This is a genomic window from Paraburkholderia sp. Ac-20340, from assembly GCF_017104965.1.
GTDB lineage: Bacteria > Pseudomonadota > Gammaproteobacteria > Burkholderiales > Burkholderiaceae > Paraburkholderia.
Map to the genome: position 1 here is coordinate 333,394 of NZ_JAAGPR010000006.1, position 16,963 is coordinate 350,356.

Below are 16,963 nucleotides of genomic sequence, written 5' to 3' on the forward strand. Positions count from 1 at the left end.
CTCATTATATGACGTGGGTATGTGAGACTTGTCCGTCAGACGGGCAGGCCGGATGAGCAAGGGCGGCGCCTTAGTGGACGGTGTCGGTCCGGGACTGTCGCGCAGCATCGGCGCCGTGGCGGGCGACGCTGGGCACATCCGTGCAGCGCGCGTGAAAGCACGCCGCCGAAAAACGGCCGGTTTCGCCGCCGGACTGCGGGCAGGCGTGGCTGCAGGCATGGGCGGACACTTGAACGAAGCGCGGCGAAACAGGGTGTGCCGCAGGCGCTGCAGGCGCGACGGCTGGCGTCGCCGCGCGCCGCACGCTGGCCAGACAGAAAACCAGCGCCCAGGCCGCCATCGCCCAACCGAGCGCGCTGCCTGCCGCGATCAGCCAGAAGGTGGCCTGCGGTTCGCGCCACAACAGGAACAGCGTGGCGAAAAAGGCCACGTAATAAACCGGCAGCAGATAGACGCCGATGCGGCTCGCCCACGCGCAGGCGCGCTGCAGCCACGACATCAGGATGGCGGGAGTGGGACGGAAAGACGCGGCGGCGGTCATGGCGGAAGCTCGATCGGTTGAAAAGAGGCGTGGCACGCAGGGTCTTGCAAGCCACAGATCGACTTTAGCGATGAGCGCTGTCAGGGAAAATCGGATGATTCTGAGAAATTGCAGAGAAGCAATGTAGGGATTAGCGAAGACAAAACGACGCCAACAGAGCGGGTTTCCCCTAAAGGGCGCGAACTCCCTGCGTTGCGCGCGGTCCTAACCGGCCAGGGAAGCGAGCGTGGCCGCCGTTGCCGCCCAGCCGCCATCGCTATGAGCCGCCATGTTCCGCCGGTGCGGCCGGCGACCACACGCGCTACCCTGTTGCGCCCCGCGCCCGTGGTCCGCAGCGGTATTGCGCTGTGCGGCCCGAACTGCGCGGGGATCATCGAAGCCTCGCTTTTACAGGAAACTTTTCATGCGCCGACGTCAATTTCTTCTTAGCTCCAGCGCCGCCGTGGCCGCGAGCGGTCTTGCTCTCGCCGGCTGCACGACGACCCCGCTGGGCTCGGGCAACAGCGCCGCGCAGAACGCGGCCAAACGCAATTCGATCGACGCCAGCGTGGACGCCACGCTCACGCGCCTCTTCAACACCGTGACCGGCTCGCAGGAGCTGATCTCCAAGGCCAGCGGCGTGCTGGTGTTCCCGAACGTGATCTCGGCGGGCTTCTGGATCGGCGGCCAGTACGGCACCGGCGCGCTGCGCGTGGGCGGCCGCACCGATGGTTACTACAGCACGGTCGCGGGCTCGTTCGGCCTGCAGATCGGCGCGCAGTCCAAGGCGATCATCTTCGCGTTCATGAACCAGGGCGCGCTGGAAGACTTCCTGAAGAGCCAGGGCTGGGCGGCGGGCGCCGATGCCACCGTCGCGGTCGTGACGGTGGGCGCGAACGGCAACGTCGATACCGCTACGGCAACCAGCCCGGTCGAGGCTTTCGTGCTGACCAATGCCGGCCTGATGGCGGGCGTCTCGCTCGAAGGCGTCAAGGTCTCGCGTCTGGTGATCTGAGCGGGCGCATCCGCCTGGCAAGGTGCGCGCTGGCATAATCGCCGCGCGTACCACGAAGGACGGAGGAGTCAGCAAGATGCAGAAATCGGGCGGATCGGGCGAGACCGGCGCACCCACATTCAGCCGCCGGCACAAGATTCATTTTTCGGAATGCGACCCGGCCGGGATCGTGTTCTATCCGCAGTATTTCGTGCTGTTCAACGATCTGATCGAAGCATGGATCGACGAACTGATGCCCGAGGGCTACCACGGGATTCTCGGCGGGCGGCGCGTAGGCATGCCCACGGTTCATCTCGACGTGGATTTCACCGCAGTGAGCAAGATGGGCGACGAAGTCACGCTGTCGCTCGACGTGCGACGCGTCGGGCAGGCGTCGCTCACGCTCGCGTGGGCCTGTACGGGCGCCGATGGCGTGCTGCGCATGCGGGCGACGCAGACCATCGTCACCACGTCGCTCGACACGCACAAGGCCATCGCCATTCCCGACGATCTGCGCGATGCGATCGTGGCGGCGTCGGCGCGGGGCTGAATCCGCGCCGCACAGCGTCCTGGCGTCTTAGCCGTGCACACCCAGCGCCTGTTCCAGCGTGGCGAAAGTGCGTTCGTCGGTACGGTCGAATTGCAGCGGCGTTACCGCAATGCCGCCCGCATGGACCACGGCCGTTTCCGTGTCCGGCCCGTTGTCGCGCGGGCCGCGATGAAAGCGCAGCCAGTGATAGTCGATGCCGCGCGGATCGATCTGCGGCACGACATCGATACCTTGCACGAGCCCCACGCCCTGACGCGTGACGGTGAGCGGCCCGGCGGCGCTGGCGTCGACATCGGGAAAATTCACGTTCAGACAGACCGGCGCCTCGTGCGAAATCGCCGCGAGACGGCGGATCACGTCGGGCGCGAGCGCGCGCGCCGTGTCCCAGCGCACGTGGTCGCGATCGCGAAAGGCCTGGCTCAGCGCAATCGACGGCAGGCCGAGCAGCAAGCCCGTCATGGCCGCGCCCACCGTGCCCGAGAACATGGTTTCCACGCCCAGATTGGCGCCGCGATTGATGCCGGAGAGCACCAGCGACGGCGTGACATCGCCCATCAGGTGGCGCACGGCCATCACCACGCAGTCGCCGGGCGTCCCCAGCACGCCGAAGCGGCGTTCGCCGCGCCGGCTCACGCGCAGCGGCGAATGCAGGCTGATCGAATGCGAGGTGCCGCTTTGATCGTGTTCCGGCGCGACGACCCACACTTCATGCGCGAGTTCGGCGGCGACGGCTTCGAGCACGGCGAGGCCGGGCGCGTCGATGCCGTCGTCGTTGGTGAGGAGCACGCAGGGGAGTTTGCTGGCAGAAACTGAAGCTGAAACAGAAGCGGATGCAGATGCGGACATGGCAAGTCTCTTTCAGGGGTTGAAGGCAGACGGATGCGACAGCAGCGGCCATTATGAGAGAGGCCGCGCTATTTCGCGACGGATCAGCACCTATTGGAGATAGACTAGCGCGCAGCGGTTGCCGCCGGATGAAGGCGGCGCCGCAGCCTGTTACACGTATCCATACGTCGATGCGGCGCCTGCCGCGAGGAGACTCCGTGAAGCCGCAAGAACTGCCAGATATCGCTCGCGCGCTGTTCGTCATCGCGATCCTCTGCGCACTGACGGTCGGTTCCCTCTACGTCATGCGTCCGTTCATTCCGGGGCTGATCTGGGCGACCATGATCGTCGTCGCGACCTGGCCCGCCATGCTCGCCATCGAGCGGCGCTGCGGCAAGCGGCGCGGCATCGCCACGCTGATCATGCTGCTGATCCTGCTGGTCGTGATCGTCCTGCCGCTCTATTCGGCGATCTCCACGCTCGCCGAGCACGGCAGCGAAATCATGGGCCTGATCCGCAGCCTGCCCAGTTACGAATTGCCGCCGCCACCGCAGTGGATTCACGATATTCCGATGATCGGCGCGCGTATCGCCAACGAATGGCAATCGCTTTCCGATGCCGGTCCCGGCGGCCTGCTCGCGCGTCTCGAACCTTATGTGTCGATCGCGGCGCACTGGTTGATCGGCCATGCGGCTTCGGTGGGCGTGTTCGTGATCCACATGGTCATTACCGTGATCATCACGGGCATTCTCTATATGCAGGGCGAGAGCGCCGCCGCCTTCGTGCTGCGCTTCGCGGAACGCGTCGGTCCGCGTTACGGCGCGGAAGCCGTGCGTCTCGCGGGTGCCGCCATTCGCGCGGTGGCGCTGGGCATCGTCGTGACGGCGGTGCTGCAATCGGCGCTGGGCGGTATCGGCCTCGCGGTAGCGGGCGTGCCGGGCGCGGGCGTGCTCACGGCGTTGATGCTGATGCTGTGTCTCGCACAGATCGGCCCTGGCCTGCCGCTGTTCGGCGGCGCGATCTGGCTGTTCATGCACGACTCGCACGTGGCGGCGATCCTGCTTGCCGTGTGGTCCGTGATGGTCGTCATGCTCGACAATTTTGTGCGGCCGGTGCTGATCCGGCGCGGCGTCAATCTGTCGATGCTGCTGATTCTCTCGGGCGTGCTGGGCGGCATGTTCGCGTTCGGCATCGTCGGGTTGTTTATCGGCCCGGTGATTCTCGCGGTATCGTCCACGCTGCTGACGGCGTGGATCAAGACGGCGCCGTCCACCACCGCAGAAAACGCCTGACGTCTCGTTCATCGGCCCATCCAGACGAAAAACGTCTCGATGGGCCGATTCGTCAGACCGTTCCTTTCCCCGCCCCCCAAACCGCAAGACAGCTTGCCGACGCGCCCGCCGGATCGACGTTACGATGACGGCTGGACTTCGCTTGGCCTTTGCGTTCTTCGCGTCTTCGCGTTCACTTGCGCGCCTTCGCGCCTGACTCGCTGCACACGTCGTCCCGCTTCCTCGGAGCGCTTGCGTGGGCATGCGCGGCGCCGCGCTACCAGGAGGGGAAATGGCTCAGTTCAACTGCGACATTTGCGGCGTGCGTCCCGCGACCGTGCGGGTAGCCGTGTTGCAGGACGGCAGGCGGCGCTTTCTCGACGTCTGCGACTATCACTACGCCCAGCTCACGCGCCATCAGCGCACACTCAGCCCGCTCGAATCGCTGTTTCGCGCCGCGCAGCAGGAGGCGGCGGCCGCGCCCGGGCAGCATCCCACCCACACGATGGAAGCCGGCGACGGCGCGATCGTCGAGCGTCATTTCAGCGATGTCGCGCGCGAATTGCTCCAGCGCGCCGCCGAGCGCGCCTTGCAGTTCGGCCGCCGCGAAGTGGACACCGAACATCTGCTCTACGAACTCGCCGGCAACGAAGCGGGCGCGGCGATCCTCGCGCGCCTGGGCATCGAGCCCGCCGACGTGCGCGCGTTTATCGACGCCAATGCGCAAAAGCGCGAACCCATCGCCGCCGGCGACGAAGGCCGCGTGGCCGTTTCGCCGCGGCTCAAAGGCGCGCTCGACCGCGCCTATCTGATCTCGCGCGAACTCGGCCATAGCTACGTCGCGCCCGAACATCTGCTGCTGGGCCTCGCGCAGGTGCCGGACAGTTTCGCGGGACATCTGCTGGCGCGCTACGGCGTCACGCCGCAAAAAGTGCTGCAGCGACTCGTGGAAGCGCAAGGCGATTCGCGCGAATTGCCCGCCGCCAAAGCGCCCAGCCCCACGCCGCAACTCGATCAATACAGCCGCGATCTGACCGCTCTGGCGAGCGAAGGCAAACTCGATCCCGTGATCGGGCGTTCGAGCGAAATCGAAACCGTCGTGGAAGTGCTCGCGCGCCGCCGCAAGAATAATCCGGTGCTGATCGGCGAGCCTGGCGTGGGCAAAACCGCGATCGCCGAAGGCCTCGCGCAGCGCATGCTCAACGGCGATGTGCCCGAATCGCTGCGCGGGCGCCGGCTGGTCGAACTCAACGTCAACGGCCTGATTGCTGGCGCGAAGTATCGCGGCGAATTCGAGGAGCGCGTGAAGGGCGTGATGGAGGAAATCTCGCAGCAGCGCGATAACCTCGTGCTCTTTATCGACGAAGTGCACATGATCGTGGGCGCGGGTCAGGGCGGCAACGAAGGCGGCCTCGATATCGCCAACGTCTTCAAACCGGCGATGGCGCGTGGCGAACTGAACCTGATCGGCGCAACCACGCTTTCCGAATACCAGAAGTACATCGAAAAGGACGCGGCGCTCGAACGCCGTTTTCAGCCCGTGTTCGTAGCCGAGCCAAGCGTCGATCAGACCATCAACATTCTGCGCGGTCTGCGCGACAAGCTCGAAGTGCACCACCACGTAACGATACGCGACGATGCGCTGGTGTCCGCGGCCGAATTGTCCGATCGCTACATCACCGGCCGCTTCCTGCCGGACAAGGCCATCGACCTGATCGATCAGGCCGCCGCACGCGTGCATCTCTCCGCCACCTCGCGGCCCGCCGCCATTCTCGAACTCGAAGCCGAACTCGCGCAGCTCAAGCGCGAGCAGGACTACGCGGCCACACGCAAAAACTTCGAACGCGCACATGCGCTCGATGAACCGATCGCCGATAAGGAAAAATCGCTCGTCGATGCCACCGGCGAATGGCGCAGCCGTCTGGGCTCGGTCACGTCCGACGTGACGACGGAGCAGGTCGCGGAGATCGTTTCGAAGCTCACCGGCGTGCCCGTCACGCAGCTGACCGCCGAAGAACGCACCCGTCTGCTCGAAATGGAAAAGCGCCTGCACGAGCGCGTGATTGGCCAGGAGCAGGCGATCGTCGCGGTCAGCGATGCGGTGCGCCGTTCGCGCGCGGGCCTGCGGCGCGGCAGGCGGCCCACGGCGGTGTTCCTGTTCCTCGGGCCGACGGGCGTGGGTAAGACCGAACTGGCGAAGGCGCTGGCCGAAGTCGTGTTCGGCGACGAGGACGCCATCGTGCGCATCGACATGAGCGAGTACATGGAGCGCCATGCGGTGTCGCGCCTGATCGGCTCGCCGCCGGGCTATGTCGGTCATGACGAAGGCGGGCAGTTGACCGAGCGCGTGCGCCGCCGGCCGTACTGCGTGATCCTGCTCGACGAGATCGAAAAGGCCCATTCCGATGTCTATAACGTGCTGCTGCAGGTCTTCGACGATGGCCGCCTCACCGACGGCAAAGGCCGCGTGGTCGATTTCAGCAACACGGTGGTGATCGCCACGAGCAATCTGGGCTCGGAGTCGATTTCGGGGCAAAAGCGTTCGGGGCCGGGCTTTCTGGCGAGCGCCGATGCGTCGATGCAAAGCGCCGTGCTCGGCGAATTGCGCCAGCATTTCCGACCGGAATTTCTCAACCGTATCGACGACATCATCGTCTTCAAGCCGCTCACCGACGACGAATTGCGGGCGATCGTGCGTCTCCAGCTAGAGCAGGTGCAGCGCATGGCGCGCAGCCAGGATATCGATCTCAGCTTCGACGACAGCGTGGTGAATTTCCTCGCTGCCGATGGTTATCGGCCGGAATACGGTGCGCGCGAGTTGAAGCGGCAGATCCAGCAGAGTGTGGAGAACGAACTGGCGAAGGAGATGCTCAAGGGCGCGGTGAAGGAGGGCGCTAAGGTCGTGTGCCGATACGACGCCGCGCAGAAGCAGATGGCGTTCGTGACGCAGGGTGGAGGCTGAAGCGCTGCGGCGGTTCGTTTCGTTTGCGCGACGAAAGTTTTCTTTTTATCGGATTGGAAACTGGGAACGCGGCGGCAAGCGTAGAAGCTGGCCGCCGCGTTCTTTTTTGTGCTCGCTTTCCTGGAATAAAAAACATTATATGAATAATGTCTAAATATACATCCTAGATGGTTAGATATAGAACGGTTTACGTTGTATTACCTACGATTTTCCGTAGTTTCGTATCGGATTTCAAGAAAACTTCCCCACAACTCACATGGCTCTCAAAACCGAACGCTTGAGCTTGCCTGTCTCCGTGCGAGGCAGGGCGTCGATAAACGTCACCAGCCGCGGATACTTGTACGCCGCCACGGCGCTTTTCACGAACGCCTGCAATTGCGCCACCATCGCCGCGTTGCCTTTGAATCCGGGGCGCAGCACCACAAACGCTTTCACCACCTGACCGCGCACATCGTCGGGCGCACCGATCACGCCACACTCGGCGACAGCGGGGTGCTGCATCAGCACTGTCTCGACCTCCGGCCCGGCGATGTTGTAGCCGGACGAAACGATCATGTCGTCCGCGCGTGCCTGGTAGAACACGTAGCCGTCCGCGTCGATCGAAACCGCGTCGCCGGGCAGATTCCAGCCATCGCGCACGAACTTCTTCTGACGATCGTCGGCCAGGTAGCGGCAGCCGGTCGGGCCGCGCACCGCCAGGTTGCCGGTTACGCCAGGCGGCACGGGCTGCATCGCGTCGTCGAGCGCCTGAACGATGTAGCCCGGCACCGCGCGGCCAATCGAACCGGGCCGCACATCGTCGCCCGCGGACGACACGAAAATATGGATCATCTCCGTGCCGCCGATACCGTCGATCATCTCGATGCCGGTCGCCGCGCGCCACAGATCGCGCGTGCCTTGCGGCAGCGCCTCGCCGGCCGACACCGTCTTGCGCAGACTGCCGATATCCGAATCCTTTACGAGCGGCGCCATTTGCCGGTAGAACGTGGGCGCCGTGAACACGACGCTCGCCCGAAATCGCTCGATGGTTTGCAACAGCAGCGCAGGCGTGAGCTTCTCGATCAGCACGGTCGAAGCGCCCACGCGTAGCGGAAAGCAGAGCAGGCCGCCCAACCCGAACGTAAACGCGAGCGGCGGCGTACCGCAGAACACATCGTCGGCGGAGGGTTTGAGCACGTGGCGTGGGAACAGATCGCACATCGCGAGCACGTCGCGATGGAAATGCATACAGCCCTTGGGCATGCCCGTCGTGCCGCTCGTGAAGGCGATCAGGCAGACGTCGTCGCTGGCCGTATCGCAGGCGGTGAAGGTGGCGGGTTTCGCCGTTGCGAGGCTTTCCAGACTCTCCGGCGCATCGTCGTGGAAATAAAGGACCTGCTTCAGGTCTGCGCAGAAGAACTCATCCTGAGGGTTTGTACAGCGCGCGAGTTCGTCGGCGAGACGCACATCGCAAAGCGCCGCGCTAACCTGCGCCTTATCGATGATCTGCTTGAGTTCCTTTGCACGCAGCAGCGGCATGGTGGGCACGGCTACGAGGCCGGCCTTCAACGCGGCCAGCAGCGCCACCGCCATCTGCAGCGTATTCGGGCCACGCAACAGCACGCGATTGCCGGGCTCCAGGCCCATGTTGTCGATCAACACATGCGCGCTACGATCGACCATCTCGCGCAATTGCGCATAGGTTGTCGCTTCAGGCCGGTCATCGACTTCGGACCAGATGGCGGGGCGATCGCCATATCCGGCGGCGATGGCGCCGTCCAGCAATTCGGCCGCGCAATTCAGCCGTTCTGGGTAGTCAACATCGGGATTGTCCAGCAGCAGCACGGGCCATTGCGATTCGGGCGGCAGATGATCTCGTGCGAATGTATCCCCATGAGCGGTCGGTTGCATGGTATCTCCGGCTGGCTGGTCGAACAGTTCTTTTGTGTAGTACTGCTGCGCGTTTTTCACGATGACACGCGCCCTGACGCGCATTCAGCCCTATGAATCAGAGCGACGCGCATCGTCGGGAATCACAGCGGTGGCTTCAATTTCCACCTTCGCTTCGTCCTCCACCAGCGCGACCACCTGAACCGCACTCATGGCAATATCATAGTCACCAATCAACTCGCGAAACGCCGAGCCAATTTCCTTTAGTGATGCCAGGTATTCTTTTTTGTCGATGACATACCAGGTCAGGCGCACGAGATGCTCGGGCTTGCCGCCTGCTGCTTCGAGCACGGCGACGATATTGCGCAGCGCCTGCACCGCCTGGGCGCCGAATTCACGGCTCGTAAAACGCGCACTCTCGTCCCAGCCAATCTGGCCAGCGATAAAAACCTGGGTGCCGCGCGCGGCCACGCCGTTGGCATAACCGCGCGGCTTGACCCAGCCAGCGGGAAGTAGGGCTTGTTTCATGAGGTTTTCGCCTTGTTCGATGACTGCGCCGCGTGATATTCCTTCAACAGATCCCGGCCGACAATCAATTGCTGCACTTCGGTCGCGCCTTCGTAAATGCGCAGCGCGCGAATCTCGCGATAAAGCGATTCGACCATCGTGCCGCTCTGCACGCCCATGCCGCCCCAAAGCTGCACGGCCGCGTCGATCACCTGTTGCGCGCCTTCGCTGGCGTGCCATTTCGCCATCGCCGCTTCGCGCGTCACGCTTTCGCCCTGGTCGCGCAGCCACGCGGCGCGATAGACGAGCAGGGCGCTGCTGTCGATGGTGAGCGCCATCTGCGCGAGCTTTGCCTGCGTCAACTGGAAGTCGCCTAGCGTCTGGTTGAACATCTTGCGCGAGGCAGCGCGGGCGAGACCTTCGGCCATTGCCCGGCGCGCAAATCCCAACGATGCCGCCGCCACCGACGTGCGGAAAATATCGAGCGTACGCATGGCGATCTTGAAGCCTTCGCCCGGCGTGCCCAGCAATTGCTGCTTGCTCACGCGCGCATTTGTGAAGCGCAGACGCGCGAGCGGATGCGGCGCAATCACGTCGATTCGCTCGGCAATTTCGAGGCCTGATGTATCCGCATCCACAATGATTGCGCTGATGCCGCGCGCGCCAGGGGCCTCGCCCGTACGTGCGAACACCACATAAAAATCCGCAATGCCGCCGTTCGAGATCCACGTCTTTTCGCCGTCGAGCACGTAATGATCGCCTTCGTCGCGCGCGGCCAGCGCCATGGCGGCCACGTCCGAACCGGCATCCGGCTCGGACAGCGCGAAGGCGGCAATCGCTTCGCCCTGTGCAACGCGCGGCAAATAGCGCGCTTTCTGCGCTTCGGTGCCCGCGAGCGAGATCGCACCCGAACCCAGGCCTTGCATCGCCAGTGCGAAATCGGCGAGACCCGAATGTTTCGCCAGCGTTTCACGCAGCAGACAAACGGCACGCGTATCGATGGTGTCGCCATGCCCGCCGTAAGCCGTGCCGCCCACGCCGTAGCGCAGCCATCCCGCCGCGCCCAGCTTGCGCACCAGCGCGCGACAGGTGTTATCGACATCGTCGTGCGGCACATGGGCGAGATGGTCGCGCGCCCACGCTTCCACTTCGATGGCAAGCGTGCGGTGGCGGTCTTCGAAAAACGGCCACGCCAGCGCGCCGTGCAGTTGCTGTTCAGCCGATGCGCTCACCGATCAGTCTCCCTTGAAAACCGGCCGCGATTTCGCTGCGAAAGCGTCATACGCGCGGCCAAAATCACGCGTCGCCATGCAGATGGCTTGCGCTTGCGCCTCGGATTCGATCGCTTCGTCGATGCTCATGGTCCATTCCTGATGCAGCATCTTCTTGGTGATGCCATGCGCGAACGTTGGCCCGCTGGCCAGATCGGCGGCGAGTTTTTGGGCTTCGGCCAGCAAGGCATCGGGTTCGCACAGCCGGTTGTAGAAACCCCATGCGTGGCCTTCCTCGCCGCTCGCGGAACGGCCGGTGTAGAGCAATTCGGCAGCACGTCCCTGGCCGATAATGCGCGGCAAGATTGCGCACGCACCCATATCGCAACCGGCCAGCCCCACGCGCGTAAAAAGGAACGCGAGTTTGCTGCGCGCCGTCGCGTAGCGCATATCGGAGGCCATGGCGAGAATCGCACCTGCACCGGCGCAAACGCCGTCTACCGCCGCAATAATCGGCTGCGGGCAATGGCGCATCGCTTTCACAAGGTCGCCGGTCATGCGCGTAAACATCAGCAATTCCGGCATCGGCAGATCGACAAGCGGGCCGATGATGTCGTGCACGTCGCCGCCCGAGCAGAAGTTTTCGCCCGCACCATGCAGCACGACCGCTTTCACATCGGTTGCGTAAGCAAGCTGGCGAAACAGGTCGCGCAACGCCGCATAGGATTCGAACGTCAGCGGATTCTTGCGCTCGGGACGGTTGAGCGTGATCGTTGCCACGTTCGCGTCCACCGACCAGCCGAAGTGCGTCGCTTCATAGCCCGCAAGCGTCGTGCGGTTGCCTGCAAAAAGCGCCTGGGCAGCGGAGCGTTCTGTCGTCAAGATGTGTCTCCTTCCTGATCTCTGTAATGGCTCGGGGTTTGCAGGCTACGGGCTTAGCCTTCGATACCTTTGCGCAAATGCTGTTTGAGCTTGCCGAGCCGGTCGTGCATTTTCGATTTTTCATCGAGCGACAAACCGCCGAACATCTCCACGACCCATTGCTCGTGCGCCGCCGCCATGCGATCAAATGCAGCACGACCCTCGGACGTCAGCCGCACGGCAATCGAGCGGCGGTCTTCGGGATCCGCATCGCGCGTCACGAGGCCTTCTTTTTCAAGCTGATCGGTAATGCCGGTGACGTTGCCGCCCGTCACCATCAGGCGGCGAGAAAGTTCAGTCATACGGAGTCCTTCAGGATGCCGCTCCAGTTGCGCCATCAGATCGAAACGCGGCAACGTGGTGTCGAATTCCGCGCGCAAACGGCGCCGCAATTCGGCTTGCACCAGATTCGTCGTGGTCAGCAGTCGTAGCCAAAGCCGCAATCCCATATGGCTATCGGCGCCCGTACTCATTTCCATATCGACGACATTGTCCGCCGGCTTTTCGACACCCTTGCGCGTGGATCTGGCGGCAGCGTTTTTGCGGGCGGGCAGGGGCGAGGTCATGTGATTTCTCCACCGGAAACAGATATCGATTGCCCGGTAATCGCAGACGATCCGGGCGCACACAGCCACAACACGGCATGGGCGACTTCGTCGGGCTGGACGAAGCGCTGCTGCGGGTTGTGGCGCACCAGGATGCTACGCGCCTCGGCTTCGCTGCGCGAGGTCTTGCGCGTGATCTGATCGAGCGAAGCCTGCAAAAGCTCCGTTTCCGTGTAGCCCGGGCAAACGGCATTGACGGTCACGCCTTGCGTCGCCACTTCCAGCGCAAGTGCGCGCGTCATGCCGATTACCCCATGTTTCGAGGCGCAATATGCGGCCACATAGGGATAACCGACCTGGCCCGCCGTGCTCGCCACGTTCACAATCCGGCCGCTCTTTTTTGCAAGCATCGCGGGCAGCGCCGCGCGCGTGCAGAGAAACGCACCTGTGAGATTGACGTCGAGCATGCGTTTCCAGAGCGCGAGATCGGTTTGCATGAATGGCGCGGCGCTCGCCTGGCCCGCGTTATTGACGAGGATATCGACTTCGCCGAGACCTTCGGTTGCATGCATGAAAGCGGCGTTGACCGCAGCTTCATCGGCGACATCGACGCTCACGCAGGCAATGCCTTCACCACCGCCCAACGCGCTACGCTGCGCGTCCAGTCGGGCGGCATCGCGTCCCATCAGCGTGACGCGTGCGCCCGCGCGCAACAGCATGGCCGCCGTCGCCGCGCCGATACCGCTGCCGCCTCCCGTCACGACAGCATGGCGTCCGCTCAGGATCGACTCGTTCATCTCAGACCGTCCCTTCGGCGCGTTGCGCGCGTTCGAGCGGCGAGAGACCCGCGGCCGCCGCTGCGGCGGCGCGCTCGCGCTCGATATTGCGTTCGAGTTGCGTTTTCGCCGCCCTATACTGAGGCGGCCACATCACGTCGAAATAGCCTATTTTTGCGGCCTCGTTGAGTGTCCACGCCGGATTGGCCAGATGCGGACGCGCCACCGCGCAAAGGTCGGCACGACCTGCGGCGATGATGCCGTTGACGTGATCGGCCTCGGAAATCGCGCCCACGGCAATCGTGGCGATACCGGCTTCATTGCGAATGCGGTCCGCAAACGGCGTCTGAAACATCCGGCCAAATACAGGCTTTTCTTCCTTGCTGACCTGACCGGACGATACGTCGATCATGTCCGCGCCCGCAGCCTTGAAGGCGCGCGCGATTTCGACGGCATCGTCGGGCGTGATCCCGCCTTCCACCCAATCGTGCGCGGAAATACGCACGGAAATCGGCTTGTCCTGCGGCCATGCTTGACGAACCGCCTTGAAAACCTGCAGCGGATAGCGCAGCCGATTTTCCAGCGAGCCGCCATATTCGTCGCCACGTTGATTCGTGAGCGGCGAAAGAAAACTCGATAGCAAATAACCGTGCGCGCAGTGCAATTCGAGCCAATCAAAACCGGCAACGGCCGCCATTTCCGTCGAGCGCACGAATTGCGCTTCGATTTCGCGCAGCTCTTCCACACTCGCTGCGTGCGACCACTGGCTCACACCACGCAGATACTGTTGCGGCGATGCGGACACAAGTGGCCAGTTGCCATCGTCGAGCGGCTGGTCGATGCCTTCCCACGCCACGCGCGTCGAGCCCTTCGCGCCCGAATGCCCCAACTGCATGCCGATCTTCGCATCCGACTGCGCATGCACGAAATCGACAATGCGCTTCCACGCGCTCAAATGCGCGGGTGTGTACATGCCGGGGCAAGCGGGCGTAATGCGCGCTTCAGGCGACACGCAGGTCATTTCCGTCATGACGAGACCCGCGCCGCCCATCGCTCGCGCGCCCAGATGCATCAGGTGATAATCGCCCGCCACGCCGTCGCGCGCGGAATATTGCGCCATCGGCGAAACCACGACGCGGTTCTTGAGCGTGACGCCACGCAGCGTAAACGGCGTGAACATCGGCGGCACGGCGCGCGCGCCGGCACCGGCGCGTTGCGCGAGCCACGATTCGAAACCGCCCAGATACTGCGCGTCGCGTGCACGCAGATTCTCGTGCGAAATGCGTTGCGAGCGCGTGAGCAGCGAATACGCAAACTGCTCGGGCTCGAACTTCGCATATCGATCGACGTGCTCGAACCATTCGGTGGAATTGCGCGCGGCGTTCTGAATACGCAGCACATCGACGCTACGCACGTTCGTGTAATGCTGGAGCGCAGCGCGCAAATCTTGCGGATGCGTGTCCATGCTATTGGCCAGTTCGATTGCATCTTCGAGCGCGAGCTTGGTGCCCGAGCCAATCGAAAAATGCGCGGTATGCGCTGCATCGCCCATCAATACGATGGGAATCTGCTCGCCATCCGCACGGGTTTTCCAGTGCACCCATTCGCGATTGACCACGCGCGGAAAGCGAATCCATTGCGACGATCCGCGCAGATGCCCGGCATTCGAGCGCAGTGCATGACCGTCCAGATAACGCGCGAATAGCTTTTCGCAAAACGCGATGCTGTCTTCCTTGCTCATCGATTCAAGGCCCGCCGCGCGCCAGACAGGCTCCGGCGCTTCGACGATAAACGTTGACGTGTTGTCGTCGAAACGATAGGCATGCGCCTGAAACCAGCCGAATTCGGTTTCTTCGAATGCAAACGTAAAGGCGTCGAATAGCTTCGAGGTCCCGAGCCAGACAAAGCGGCAATCGCGCAGATCGATATCGGGTTGATAGGTCGCCGCGTATTTCTGGCGCGTGGCGCTATTCAGGCCGTCGCTGGCGATGATGAGATCGGCGTTCTGGATATCGTCGTCGCTGATCTGCGATTCGAACACGAGCTTCACACCAAGCTGTTCGCAACGCGCCTGCAGGATATTCAGCAGGCGCTTACGCCCGATGCCGCAAAAGCCGTGGCCCGACGATCGCACCGCGCGGCCACGAAAATGGATCTCGATGTCGTCCCAATGATTGAACGCGTCGAGGATTTCAGCGGCGCTTTCAGGGTCGGCGGCGCGCAGATTGCCCAGCGTCTGATCCGAAAACACCACGCCCCAGCCGAACGTATCGTAGGGGCGGTTCCGCTCGATCACGCTGATGTCGTAATGCGGATGACGCCGCTTCATCAACAGGCCGAAGTACAGGCCGGCCGGGCCGCCACCGATGCAAACAATGCGCATGCTCGTTACCTCGCTCGATCCGTAAGGGCAGAGTAGGCGTCGATACTTTAGGTGTCAAGTAATTAGCCGGGAGCGCGGGTAAGTCCTGGCGCACGCCGAAACTTACGGCCATCTTTCGGATTGAGGCTCAACGTTGTCGAAACTGCAGTCGATCCGCCGACTATGCGATCCTGCCAATCGGCAGGCGTAAGCCGTGAATCAAAGCTGGCATTGAATTCGCATACGAAATCGCGCCGCGTCGCGTTCAGTCGAATTACGCAGCGGCTTTCAAATGTATTCCGGCGTTATTCCGTTTTTTGTTTTTAGATCAGCAATCCTTACGAATCGCTTCGCGTGTGCGGGACGCGCGAAGCGTTCGAGTCATCGCTATCCGGTCATTTTTCGTCTCTCCACCGTACGAACCGAACCGAGCGGGAGCCTTCATTGATGAGCCACACAGCGCAGCGATCGACCGCAATCGACTTCTTTCGCGGCTTCGCCCTGATCGCCATTGCACTCGACCATATTCCTTCCAGCGTGCTTTCGCACGGCATGCTGCACACTTTCGCGTATTGCGATTCGGCGGAAGTTTTCGTGTTCGTGAGCGGTTATGTGTCGGCGGCGAGCTGGCTTGCGATTGCTGCACGCAAGGGCATCGATGCTGCAAACTGGCGCTTTTTTCGCCGCAGCCGCGAAATCTACGCTGCCTATCTGTGCGCGGCGGTATTGATGCTGCTTTCTGGTGCGGCGGCTGTGGCCTTGCATGTGGATTCGCCGTTGATCGGCGAAACGGGGCTCGCGCGCTTCATGGCGCATCCGCTTGCGATGCTCGGCAATATCGCCGCCTTTCGCGATCAGCCCTATCTGGCCGGTGTCTTGCCGCTCTATGTGCTGCTCGTGCTCGCGCTGCCCTGGGTGATGCCGCTCGCGCGGCGCGCGCCTGAAATCGCCTTGTCCGGCAGCTTCGCGCTCTGGTTCGCGAGTAGCTGGCTTGGCGGCTATCTGCCTACCGTGCCCGGTTCGATCTGGCCGTTCAATCCGTTCGCGTGGCAGGCGATGTTCATGCTCGGCCTGCTGTGCCGCCTTTATCCGCTGTCGAATGCATTCCATACTTCGCGTTCCGGACGCGCGCTGACGGTGCTTGCCTGCGTGCTGGTCGGCACCTTTGCGTTCGTGCGTCTTTTCATCGAAATCGATCCGCAGCCAGGATATATGAAACAGAATCTCGCGAGCCTGCGCATCGTCAGTTTTGCTGCAGTGGCGTGGCTTGCGGCGCAGGCGACGCGGCTGGGCTGGATAAGCGCGCTCGCACGGCGTTTGCCGGGCGTCGTCACGGTGGGGCAGCAGGGGCTGGTGTGTTTCGTGGGCGGCGCGCTGGCATCGAATGTGATCGATACGCTATTGCGCGCGACGCATGTGAATACGTTTCTGCCCGCGCGTCTCGCAGGCGATGCGTTGGCGATCGCAGCGTTACTGATGCTCGCCGGCGGCGCGCGCAAATGGAAAGCCGTGCGGCTTCCGGTTGCGGCGACGTGAAACGATGCGATGCGAAGGTGAGTGTTTGCGGGATCGATGTAGCGTTTCATCGCCGCTTGTTAGCGCAAGAGCGGGCATAGATTTCCCACGCCAAAACAAAGCTCCCATACTCAA

General features: G+C 63.1%; 14 protein-coding genes. 5 read left to right on the top strand and 9 right to left on the bottom strand.

Features of this window, described 5'->3' with window-relative positions; all coding sequences use genetic code 11:
• Positions 1 to 70: 70 nt before the first annotated feature.
• On the bottom strand, positions 71 to 541 hold the full coding sequence (locus G3N59_RS10730; protein WP_205982554.1) for a hypothetical protein: 471 nt from the start codon (positions 539 to 541) through the stop codon (positions 71 to 73).
• A 403-nt stretch (positions 542 to 944) separates the two neighbouring features.
• Here G3N59_RS10730 and G3N59_RS10735 point away from each other — a divergent pair, with 403 nt between their 5' ends.
• Positions 945 to 1,535: a YSC84-related protein gene (locus tag G3N59_RS10735; RefSeq protein ID WP_205982555.1), complete on the top strand. Its 591-nt coding sequence runs from the start codon at positions 945 to 947 to the stop codon at positions 1,533 to 1,535.
• 76 nt (positions 1,536 to 1,611) lie between these two features.
• Positions 1,612 to 2,064 (top strand): thioesterase family protein, encoded by a 453-nt coding sequence (locus tag G3N59_RS10740; RefSeq protein WP_205982556.1) that lies wholly within the window; start codon positions 1,612 to 1,614, stop codon positions 2,062 to 2,064.
• A 27-nt stretch (positions 2,065 to 2,091) separates the two neighbouring features.
• On the opposite strand, the gene surE is transcribed toward G3N59_RS10740, so the two are convergent.
• A complete protein-coding gene (surE, locus tag G3N59_RS10745; RefSeq protein WP_205982557.1) occupies positions 2,092 to 2,910 on the bottom strand; it encodes a 5'/3'-nucleotidase SurE in 819 nt (272 codons plus the stop codon).
• A gap of 197 nt (positions 2,911 to 3,107) precedes the next feature.
• Between surE and ydiK the strand changes: the two genes are divergently transcribed.
• Both ydiK and G3N59_RS10755 read left to right on the top strand, forming a co-directional pair.
• Positions 3,108 to 4,181, top strand: coding sequence for an AI-2E family transporter YdiK (gene ydiK, locus G3N59_RS10750; protein ID WP_321813038.1), 1,074 nt, complete (start codon positions 3,108 to 3,110; stop codon positions 4,179 to 4,181).
• A 271-nt stretch (positions 4,182 to 4,452) separates the two neighbouring features.
• Positions 4,453 to 7,122 (top strand): ATP-dependent Clp protease ATP-binding subunit, encoded by a 2,670-nt coding sequence (locus G3N59_RS10755; RefSeq protein WP_241023338.1) that lies wholly within the window; start codon positions 4,453 to 4,455, stop codon positions 7,120 to 7,122.
• Between the two features lie 252 nt (positions 7,123 to 7,374).
• Here G3N59_RS10755 and G3N59_RS10760 read toward each other — a convergent pair whose 3' ends face one another.
• The 7 genes from G3N59_RS10760 to G3N59_RS10790 all read right to left on the bottom strand — a co-directional run bounded on the left by G3N59_RS10760 (position 7,375) and on the right by G3N59_RS10790 (position 15,334).
• Positions 7,375 to 9,012: an AMP-binding protein gene (locus G3N59_RS10760; protein ID WP_205982559.1), complete on the bottom strand. Its 1,638-nt coding sequence runs from the start codon at positions 9,010 to 9,012 to the stop codon at positions 7,375 to 7,377.
• A 90-nt stretch (positions 9,013 to 9,102) separates the two neighbouring features.
• Entirely contained in the window at positions 9,103 to 9,519 is a 417-nt protein-coding gene (locus G3N59_RS10765) for a RidA family protein (RefSeq protein ID WP_205982560.1), read from the bottom strand.
• Positions 9,516 to 10,730 (bottom strand): acyl-CoA dehydrogenase family protein, encoded by a 1,215-nt coding sequence (locus tag G3N59_RS10770; RefSeq protein WP_205982561.1) that lies wholly within the window; start codon positions 10,728 to 10,730, stop codon positions 9,516 to 9,518. The genes G3N59_RS10765 and G3N59_RS10770 overlap by 4 nt, the downstream gene beginning before the upstream one ends.
• Positions 10,731 to 10,733: 3 nt before the next feature.
• The gene (locus tag G3N59_RS10775; protein WP_205982562.1) at positions 10,734 to 11,591 is read right to left on the bottom strand and encodes an enoyl-CoA hydratase family protein; all 858 of its coding nucleotides are present in this window, start codon (positions 11,589 to 11,591) and stop codon (positions 10,734 to 10,736) included.
• Positions 11,592 to 11,644: 53 nt separating this feature from the next.
• Positions 11,645 to 12,196 (bottom strand): MarR family transcriptional regulator, encoded by a 552-nt coding sequence (locus G3N59_RS10780; protein WP_205982563.1) that lies wholly within the window; start codon positions 12,194 to 12,196, stop codon positions 11,645 to 11,647.
• On the bottom strand, positions 12,193 to 12,972 hold the full coding sequence (locus tag G3N59_RS10785) for an SDR family NAD(P)-dependent oxidoreductase (protein WP_205982564.1): 780 nt from the start codon (positions 12,970 to 12,972) through the stop codon (positions 12,193 to 12,195). The genes G3N59_RS10780 and G3N59_RS10785 overlap by 4 nt, the downstream gene beginning before the upstream one ends.
• A gap of 1 nt (position 12,973) precedes the next feature.
• Complete coding sequence (locus tag G3N59_RS10790; RefSeq protein WP_205982565.1) at positions 12,974 to 15,334, bottom strand: bifunctional salicylyl-CoA 5-hydroxylase/oxidoreductase; 2,361 nt, start codon at positions 15,332 to 15,334, stop codon at positions 12,974 to 12,976.
• Positions 15,335 to 15,760: 426 nt separating this feature from the next.
• On the opposite strand from G3N59_RS10790, the gene opgC reads away from it, so the two are divergent.
• Positions 15,761 to 16,849 (top strand): OpgC domain-containing protein, encoded by a 1,089-nt coding sequence (gene opgC, locus G3N59_RS10795; protein ID WP_205982566.1) that lies wholly within the window; start codon positions 15,761 to 15,763, stop codon positions 16,847 to 16,849.
• Positions 16,850 to 16,963: the final 114 nt, after the last annotated feature.